At 58.3% G+C, this 5,942-nt stretch carries 7 protein-coding genes and 1 pseudogene; 5 read left to right on the top strand and 3 right to left on the bottom strand.

Going from position 1 to position 5,942, the window contains the following annotated elements; translation table 11 throughout:
* The 4 genes and pseudogenes from RMO15_RS21115 to RMO15_RS21100 all read left to right on the top strand — a co-directional run.
* Positions 1-471: pseudogene (locus tag RMO15_RS21115) on the top strand (hypothetical protein); the annotation flags it as partial.
* Between the two features lie 61 nt (positions 472-532).
* Positions 533-760: a hypothetical protein gene (locus RMO15_RS21110; RefSeq protein ID WP_309716697.1), complete on the top strand. Its 228-nt coding sequence runs from the start codon at positions 533-535 to the stop codon at positions 758-760.
* A 15-nt stretch (positions 761-775) separates the two neighbouring features.
* The gene (locus RMO15_RS21105) at positions 776-1,441 is read left to right on the top strand and encodes a hypothetical protein (protein WP_309716694.1); all 666 of its coding nucleotides are present in this window, start codon (positions 776-778) and stop codon (positions 1,439-1,441) included.
* Positions 1,438-2,604, top strand: a complete 1,167-nt coding sequence (locus tag RMO15_RS21100) for a hypothetical protein (protein ID WP_309716691.1) — start codon at positions 1,438-1,440, stop codon at positions 2,602-2,604. The genes RMO15_RS21105 and RMO15_RS21100 overlap by 4 nt, the downstream gene beginning before the upstream one ends.
* Here RMO15_RS21100 and RMO15_RS21095 read toward each other — a convergent pair.
* Positions 2,601-3,653, bottom strand: a complete 1,053-nt coding sequence (locus RMO15_RS21095) for a sialidase family protein (protein WP_309716688.1) — start codon at positions 3,651-3,653, stop codon at positions 2,601-2,603. The genes RMO15_RS21100 and RMO15_RS21095 overlap by 4 nt on opposite strands.
* Before the next feature lie 37 nt (positions 3,654-3,690).
* On the opposite strand from RMO15_RS21095, the gene RMO15_RS21090 reads away from it, so the two are divergent.
* On the top strand, positions 3,691-4,329 hold the full coding sequence (locus RMO15_RS21090) for a protocatechuate 3,4-dioxygenase (RefSeq protein WP_309716685.1): 639 nt from the start codon (positions 3,691-3,693) through the stop codon (positions 4,327-4,329).
* Here the strand turns inward: RMO15_RS21090 and RMO15_RS21085 are convergent.
* Positions 4,310-5,590, bottom strand: a complete 1,281-nt coding sequence (locus RMO15_RS21085) for an alkaline phosphatase D family protein (protein ID WP_309716683.1) — start codon at positions 5,588-5,590, stop codon at positions 4,310-4,312. The two genes, RMO15_RS21090 and RMO15_RS21085, sit on opposite strands and share 20 nt — an antisense overlap.
* 56 nt (positions 5,591-5,646) lie before the next feature.
* Positions 5,647-5,942 (bottom strand): transposase (locus tag RMO15_RS21080; RefSeq protein WP_309716680.1); only part of this gene is annotated, 296 nt, incomplete at its 5' end.

Below are 5,942 nucleotides of genomic sequence, written 5' to 3'. Positions count from 1 at the left end.
AAAGTGGATCAGATGAGCGCTCTTCTACGTCCCTATGTCTGGATTGAGGCCGAGCAAGTCGCAGGCTACACTTTTGACATGGTAGATGACCGCCCTGGTGCCAGCGGAGCGCGGGTGCTGGTGAGTACCAATCGCCCTGCCGATGCCGCCCCCGCAACAGCCGTTTTCCCCATCTCCATCAACCTTGAAGGAGCCCTTCGGCTCTATGTAGCCGCCACACCAGGAGCGACTTTCCGAGTGCTACTCGATGGCCAGCCTTTCGGAGGAAACGACGCGCCGCTCCCCCGCACCCTAGGTGAGACATTTGCCCTCGGGACACTGAGCTGGTATGATTGTGGCTCCATCGTGATACCACGAGGTATTCATCAAGTTGAAATTCGTGCAGAAGGGGCTATCTCTTTAGATGCTCTCTTGCTGGCACCCGCGGGGATCGTGCCCAATGGCCCTCTCCCCCCTCCCTTTCAACCATAAGTTGAAACTCTCAGAAGAGAGATATGTCTAATCAGACACCCGGAACTAAGGAACAAAAGCTATGAAGATGCTAAGTCGTTTTGCGTTAATGGCACTGGTGATGAGCACCGCAAGCCATGCATTTGCCCTACCTGCCTACGCAAAAAAAGAGAATAAGAACTGCGCGTTCTGCCATACGAACCCTAAGGGCGCTGGTAAACGCACGGCAGCAGGCGAGTGGTACAAGGCCCACGCGCACTCTCTAAAAGGCTTCAAAGAACCTACCAAACCCGCTCCTAAGAAAAAGTAGATAACGATCAAGACGATGCAACAGAAAACCCCGCAAGAAGCTCCCACCACAGATAAAGTTAAAGATCTCTTTGCGGCTCTGCGCATTGTCCATGAAGAAACGAACTTTGACGAGCTGAAAAAGATCGGCGGCGCGTTTGCGACCTCCTACCGTATCCCTACCTACGAGCTCACCTACAAAGCTCCGGGACGACTTCGAGTCGAGGGAAAGGCAGGACCACTCTCTGCGCTGCTGATCTATGTTGGCAATACCAAAACCTACAAAGTGGGGATGCTGAAAAAAACCGAGGATGTACAAAACAACCCTGGCCAAAAGCAGAGCCTCATGGATGTGGGAATCTTTGCCAAGGATTGGCTCACGACGGACTATCAAGCTGTCTTCCAGCGCCGTGAGGGAGCTTTGCTGGTCTACAAGCTCGTTCAGCGCAATACCAACAACAAGAGCCACGAGCTGGTCTGGCTCAACCCTAAGACCTTTATCACGGAGAAGCGCCTTTCCTACAACTCGGAGAGTGAGCTCCAAAAAGAGATTCGCTATGTTAAAGCACGGGAGCTAAAACCGGGGATATTTCTGCCCTCACGTGTCGAGATCTACAACCAGTTTGGTAAACTTGGTGCCGTTCAGACCGTGGAGGCAGCGCGGATCAATGTGGGGGTTCCGGAGAGTCTTTTTACACTATGAAAGTGGCTCTCGTGCTCGTCTCAGCGCTTCTCGCTCTGCCTGCGCTGGCACAGACACAAACACCACCCGAGCGCCCGAGCTTCTTTGCGGTCTATCCGCCACCGCCACGTGGGACATTTCAGCCCACACGCCCCCCCGACTCAACTGCCTCCCGTGACCCCGATCTGATTGGTCCCAAGCCTTTCTACCGCACTCCCGAGACCTGGCTCTTTGGTGGGGCGCTGGACTGGCGCTACCGCAACGGTAGCAACGACACACGCGGTGGCTATATCGCCTCGGGGCGCTTCACGCTAGACTACATTAAAGCAAACCCCAAAGATGGCGATGAGCGCGGTGGAATGCGGCTTCAGCTTGTGAGTGAGTCCGAGGGGCCACGTGGCACGGCGCTCAATCGTCTGCGTACCTCCGAGGTCTATGCCTTCTATCGCTTTTTACTGCCCGGGGTAGATGCCACCGTGCGAGCGGGGCAGTTTGTGCTCCCCTTTGGCCTAGCCGCCGTCTACGATACACCGCTTCAGCCGATCCAGACGCTCTACGAGAAGTCTCTAGGGCTACGGGTAGATACGGGTGCAATGCTAGAGGGAAACTACGGCCCCTATCGCTACTATATCGCCGCGACAACCGGCTCTGGCCCAAACCGCTCGGACTTTGATGGCAATAAAGTGATCATGGCACGGCTGGAGAGTCGCTTTAGAACGCAGGCCGAGGACGGGCGCTTGCAGCTTGGCGGCTCGATCATGACGGGACGTGGGCCGGTGACCACTTTTGATACCCGGCTTCCTGCTTCGGGAACCTCGGCTGCGAGAAACTTTGTGGACAAGACCCGGATGGCAGCCGATGCGGTCTATCACCTGAATAAGCTCCTGGCTCGGGGTGAGGTAGTCTTCGGGGCGGACGACCAGAACCCAGTCTGGGGATACTTTGGCGAGGGCAACCTGGCCGTCTCGCGGCATATCACCGTTGTCGGGGTGATGCGGAGCTGGAAGTTTGGCGACAAACCCCAGTCCGCCACTGCCCTCGGACTAGGTGCCAACTACAAGTTCGCCAAAGATATTACGCTTCGGGCGCTCTACGAGTACGAGCGGGATGTCCCCAGCCGCGCTGCAGGTGGCAAGGCCACCGTGGAGAAGCGCTTCACCCTCCAGACCCGTGTGAATTTCTAGGCAAGCTCGCTGAGTTTGAGCCGGACAGTCATGATATAGGGTGGCTCGCCCTGAGCCCAGTGCCCGTAGGTCGTGGTCACGATCGTGCCCTCTTTGAGGCAGAGCACGCCGGGATAGGCGCAGTCAGAGCCGTTGGTATTGTGCATCAGGCGCACCCGAAGCTGCCCCTCACGGCCCATGAGAATATCGTCGTAGGTGCCCACCCAGGCCACCCAGTCGCCCTTGGTCGGGGACTCGTGGCACATGTCGCGAAATGAGATAAAGAGGCGACCATCGGGGGCGTAGACTCCCGTGTGCCGATCTCCTGTGAGGGCGCCAGGCAGCTCGCGCGGCTTTGTCCAAGTGACTCCCTCGTCATTGGAGAAGATAACAGAGGAGTTCTGCTTGCGAGAGTTCTCGCGTAGCAGAACCGCGATTTGTTTCCCATCCGGTGAGCGGAGCGTGCCGGGCTCACAGAGCTGCGCATCGGGCAGGTGTGCGATGACCGTCGGATTGCTCCATGTGACGCCGCCATCGGCAGAGCGCACGGAGTAGACAAAGAACTTACCCGTTGCCTTTCCCGAGTTGGCGTAGAAGCGGCCATCGTCGTGAAAGAAAGCCAAGTAGTCGCCGTTGGCAAGGCGCACCATAGAACCCATCGGGACAATCCCACCGTAGTCGCCAATCGGGGCTAGCTCGCTCCAGGTATGGCCCTCGTCCTCAGAGATTGCCTGACGGATCGGATAGAGGCCACAGAGCAGCAAGACCCGTTTCTTGCCCTGCTTGTCTTGGGTGCGAAAGAGAGTCGGGCACTCTTGCGATGTCACCCAGTTGGGTGGAGTCGGCAGGCGTTCACTCCAGGTCTTGCCGCCGTCTAGGCTTCTCTTGTAGAGAATCGGCCCTTTCCCATGCCCCTTGGGATAGACACAGAGAATCGTCTTTTTATCGTCGAGCAGCACCGTGGTCGGGTGACCCAGATACTGTCCCGGCTCGCGATCCACAAGAAACTGGCGCTCTTTCTGCGCCGCGAGGTCTACCAGCGGAATCGTGTAGCCGCGTAAAACTTGCATGGCCTATCATTCCGCTTTGTGGTACGCTTCTCCTACCATGCAACGACGAAGTTTTTTGACCCTGAGTAGCCTACTCTTCACCACGCCGGGCGCATTTGCCCAAGAGCTCGCACGCACGCCCAAACAGACCGAGGGGCCGTTCTACCCCGACAAGCTCCCGCTGGACACCGACAACGATCTCTTGACCATCAACGACTCGCTCACGCCCGCAGTAGGCGTGGTGACCTATCTCTCCGGGCGGATTCTCGACAGCCAGGGCAACCCGATCCGCAATGCCACGGTGGAGATCTGGCAGTGCGACCACAACGGTGTCTATATCCACAGTCAGGACAGCACGCCGAAAAAAGAGAAGCAAGATAAGAGCTTCCAGGGCTTCGGACGCTTTGTCACCGGCTCTACGGGCGAGTATCTGTTTCGGACGATCAAGCCGGTTCCCTACCCTGGTCGCACCCCACACATCCATGTTGCAGTAAAGCTCAAAGGTAAGAAAGAGTTCGTCACGCAGTGCTACATCGCAGGCGAGGCGCAAAACCAGACCGACGGTCCCTTAAAGGGCATCCCGGAGCCGCAGCGCAAGCTCCTGCTCTCCGAGTTCAAGCCGCTCAAGGGCTCCAAGATTGGAGAGCTGACAGCAGGCTTTGATGTGGTGCTTGGCATTACCCCAGACGCGCACTAGGGCTGCTGAGCGTGTAGGTGTAGACCACAGTGCCGTGGATATCGCGGTGCTCGAAGAGAAGGCTCTTACTCTTGACCGTCACGGAGAGAAAGCCGCCTTTGACCCGATGAAACTTGTGATAGCGCTTGTTCTCGCCAGGCGTGCCTGCCGCGTGCTCATCGCTGGCGGCCCCGACCGAGAACTCATTCAGGCCCGTCTCGGGGTGAACCGAGTGGTACTGCCAGTGCCGGTCACCGCAGATCACAAAGAAGTTATTGGGGACATTGGCCTTGAACCAAGCCCGCAGTTCCTCGCCCTCGTGCTGAAAGCCCGCGTTGCTATGATTATCGTTCTTCTTGGCGCGATCTGGCCCGACCAGCGGAGTCGGGGAGATCAGCAGCTTCCAGGTAGCAGTGCTCTCTTTGAGCGTGCGCTTGAGCCACTCTTTCTGCACCTTACCGAGAATTGTCTTCTCCGGCCCATCGGGCAGCGTGTTGGGTGAGCGAAAATCACGCCCATCGGTGAGCCAGATTTGGAGATCTCGGCCCCAGCGAAACGTCCGGTAGCTTGGCCCCTGGGTAAGCGGCGCTTGCTGGCGGAAGATCTTCTGGCCCTCCGCAAATGTAAAGCTCCCCATGGTCTTGCTCGGCCAGGCGTCGTCATTGAGCGTGTCGTGATCGTCCTTGAGCCAGTACGTCCCGACACTCTTGTTGAACGCCAGCAGGCGCGGCAGGCTGAACATGCGCTCCCAGTGGTAGTGCGCCAGCTGCGGCGTCTCCGCGCGCGGTGGGTCGTTGTCGTAGTAGACCAGATCGCCCGTGAGGCAGGCAAAGGCGGGGCTGAGTGCCTGCATCGCCGGGTAGATCGCGTGACCGTCGGCGTGCCCACGGTCGGGGTAGCCCTGGCAGGCCATCACACAAAAACGCAGATATGTGGGCGTCTTCTCGGTGGGCGCGGTCTGAAACGCTCCCCGCACCTCGGAGCCCTCCGATTCGCTGGCGTAGAAATAGCGCGTCCCCGGCTTCAGGCCCCTCAGTGCAAAGTGGTGTGTAAAGTCCGTCGCCTCGGCCACGCTTACCCAAGGCGTTGCCTGCGCCCCGCTCAAGTCTTCCCGTGTCCCGTAGCGCAGACGCACCCGCCCTGCCGCGCCCGGACACGCGCCCTCAAACTCTGCCAGCGTCCCTGGCTTGCGCGTCGCTGCTGCCGTTAGCCGAACCCACACCACGGCTGTCGTCGCGGTCGGCTCGCCCACACGGGTTCCCGTTGCTTGAAATGTACTCATGGTTATTTTCCCCAGGGCCTGAAGTCCCCGTCTAGGCCGACTTCTGCGAAGCGAACCTAAGCAGACTCGTTTAATTTCAGCAACGTTTTAGCGAGTCGTGCTGCATTCATCTGAGCCACCGACCAGTGAATGCGGCGCTCCAGTTGCTCGAAACTACCAAAGAGCTGGTTGGCTAACCAATCGCGCTTGAGCCAAAGCCAGTCACGTTCAATGGCGTTCAACTCAGGAGCATACTTGGGGAGCCATTCTACTGTCAGCCAAGGACGAGAAGCAAGCGCCACCTGACTGGCTCGACTGGTATGGATAGGCCCATTGTCCAGAACAAGAATCTCGGGCACGGGATTGACTCGTG

It is taken from the genome of Armatimonas sp. (genome assembly GCF_031410135.1).
Taxonomy (GTDB): domain Bacteria; phylum Armatimonadota; class Armatimonadia; order Armatimonadales; family Armatimonadaceae; genus Armatimonas.
This window is presented reverse-complemented; position numbering and strand designations above follow the sequence as displayed.

What these genes read in the sequence shown, in the direction of transcription:
- RMO15_RS21090 (WP_309716685.1), top strand. Translation starts at nt 3,691, where the DNA reads ATGCAACGACGAAGTTTTTTGACCCTGAGTAGCCTACTCTTCACCACG.
- RMO15_RS21095 (WP_309716688.1), bottom strand. Translation starts at nt 3,653, where the DNA reads ATGCAAGTTTTACGCGGCTACACGATTCCGCTGGTAGACCTCGCGGCG.
- RMO15_RS21085 (WP_309716683.1), bottom strand. Translation starts at nt 5,590, where the DNA reads ATGAGTACATTTCAAGCAACGGGAACCCGTGTGGGCGAGCCGACCGCG.
- RMO15_RS21100 (WP_309716691.1), top strand. Translation starts at nt 1,438, where the DNA reads ATGAAAGTGGCTCTCGTGCTCGTCTCAGCGCTTCTCGCTCTGCCTGCG.
- RMO15_RS21110 (WP_309716697.1), top strand. Translation starts at nt 533, where the DNA reads ATGAAGATGCTAAGTCGTTTTGCGTTAATGGCACTGGTGATGAGCACC.
- RMO15_RS21105 (WP_309716694.1), top strand. Translation starts at nt 776, where the DNA reads ATGCAACAGAAAACCCCGCAAGAAGCTCCCACCACAGATAAAGTTAAA.